This is a genomic window from Comamonas sp. (genome assembly GCF_036666375.1).
In the GTDB taxonomy this organism is placed as follows: domain Bacteria; phylum Pseudomonadota; class Gammaproteobacteria; order Burkholderiales; family Burkholderiaceae_C; genus Comamonas.
On sequence record NZ_JAVWWA010000219.1, the window covers coordinates 1 to 2,110 of the forward strand.

Below are 2,110 nucleotides of genomic sequence, written 5' to 3' on the forward strand. Positions count from 1 at the left end.
GTGGCCGAGAACAGCAGGCTTTGCTTGTTCTTGGGCACCAGGGCCAAGACCTTCTTCACGTCATGGATAAAGCCCATGTCGAGCATGCGGTCGGCTTCGTCCAGGATCAGGATCTGCACGGTCGACAGATCGAGGAAACCTTGCTGCTGCAGGTCCAGCAGACGGCCGGGAGTGGCCACCAGGATGTCGACACCGCGCTTGATGCGGTCGATCTGGGGGTTCATGCCCACGCCGCCGAAAATCACGGTGGAGCTGATGTTGTCGAGGTACTTGGCATAGCCGCGCACCGATTCTTCAACCTGCGCCGCGAGTTCGCGGGTAGGCGTCAGGATCAGCGCTCGCACGCCCTTGTTGCCGAACTTGCTGGTGGCGGGATCGCCCTCTACCAGTCGGTTGAGCATGGGCAGCGCGAATGCGGCGGTCTTGCCGGTGCCGGTCTGTGCGCCGGCAAGCAGGTCCTGGCCCTGGAGCACGGCCGGAATGGCTTGTGCCTGGATGGGCGTAGGCGTGTCGTAACCCTGTTCGAGCACGGCCTTCAGGATGGCAGGAGCCAGATTCAGTTCTTCAAATGTCATGTGGTCAGGTGCGCCCATCCTGGGCGCGGGGGGTATCAGCCTGTCGTGGCAACCTTTGCGGTTGCCGGCCAGTCCTAGGCAGATGAGGTTCAAAGATGGGAGCCCGGCACTGCGTCCATTGTCCCCAGCTGGAATGCTGATGTTTCGGGCAACTGGAGCCCGTAACTGTGGGTATTGTCGCATGCGCGGATAATCACGGCTGGCGTGCAACCATTTTGTTGCCCAGTTTTTGAAGAATCAACAGACAAATCCATGGCCCAATACGTTTTTTCGATGAACCATGTCACCAAGACCGTGCCGCCCAAGCGGCAGATCTTGAAGGACGTTTCTCTCAGCTTTTTCCCCGGCGCAAAGATTGGCGTGCTGGGCCTTAACGGCTCCGGGAAATCCTCTCTGCTGAAAATCATGGCAGGGGTGGACAAGGAGATCGAAGGCGAAGCCATCCCCATGGCCGGCCTGTCCATCGGCTACCTGCCCCAGGAACCCCAGCTCAACCCCGAGCACACCGTGCGCGAGGCAGTGGAGGAAGCGCTGGCGGAAGTCAACAACGCGCGCAAGCGCCTGGACGAAATCTACGCCGCCTACGCGGAAGAAGACGCCGACTTCGACGCGCTGGCGACCGAGCAGGGCGAGATGGAAGCCATCATTGCCGCGGCCGGCACCGACTCCGAGCACCAGCTCGAAATCGCCGCCGACGCGCTGCGCCTGCCCGCATGGGACGCCGTGATCGGCAAGCTGTCGGGCGGTGAAAAGCGCCGCGTGGCCCTGTGCCAGCTGCTGCTGTCCAAGCCCGACATGCTGCTGCTTGACGAGCCCACCAACCACTTGGATGCCGAATCCGTCGACTGGCTCGAGCAGTACCTGCACCGCTTCACCGGCACCGTCGTGGCCATCACCCACGATCGCTACTTCCTCGACAACGCCGCCGAATGGATCCTGGAACTTGACCGCGGCCACGGCATTCCCTACAAGGGCAACTACTCCGAGTGGCTGCTGCAGAAGGGCAACCGCCTCGAAGCCGAAAACAAGGGCGAGGAAGCCCGCGCCAAGGCCCTGAAGAAGGAACTGGAATGGGTGCGCCAGAACTCCAAGGGCCGCCAGGCCAAGTCGAAGGCGCGTATCGCGCGCTTCGAGGAACTGAGCGATTACGAATACCAGCAGCGCAACGAAACCCAGGAAATCTTCATTCCTGTGGCCGAACGTCTGGGCAGCAAGGTCATCGAGTTCAACAACGTCACCAAGAGCTTTGGCGACCGCGTGCTGATCGACAACCTCAGCATGAACGTGCCTGCGGGCGCCATCGTCGGCATCATCGGCCCCAACGGCGCGGGCAAGTCCACGCTGTTCAAGCTGATCGCCGGCAAGGAACAGGCCGATAGCGGCACCGTCGACATCGGCTCGACCGTGAAGATGGCGTTTGTCGACCAGTCGCGCGATTCGCTGGCCAACGAGAAGACCGTCTGGGAAGACATTTCCGGCGGCCTGGACATCATCAACGTCGGCAAGTTCCAGATGGCTTCGCGTGCCTACGCCGG

At 61.7% G+C, this 2,110-nt stretch carries 3 protein-coding genes; 1 reads left to right on the plus strand and 2 read right to left on the minus strand.

What is annotated here, in order from left to right; genetic code table 11:
- Both RR928_RS24760 and RR928_RS24765 read right to left on the minus strand, forming a co-directional pair.
- The coding region (locus RR928_RS24760; protein WP_332684738.1) for a DEAD/DEAH box helicase at positions 1-575 on the minus strand (575 nt) is incomplete at its 3' end.
- Between the two features lie 89 nt (positions 576-664).
- Positions 665-982, minus strand: coding sequence for a hypothetical protein (locus tag RR928_RS24765; protein WP_332540386.1), 318 nt, complete (start codon positions 980-982; stop codon positions 665-667).
- Between RR928_RS24765 and ettA the strand changes: the two genes are divergently transcribed.
- Positions 870-2,110 (plus strand): energy-dependent translational throttle protein EttA (ettA, locus tag RR928_RS24770; protein WP_332540385.1); only part of this gene is annotated, 1,241 nt, incomplete at its 3' end. The genes RR928_RS24765 and ettA overlap by 113 nt on opposite strands.

Coding starts and splice junctions, on each gene's coding strand:
- RR928_RS24765 (WP_332540386.1), bottom strand. CDS start 982: ATGATTTTCAGCAGAGAGGATTTCCCGGAGCCGTTAAGGCCCAGCACG.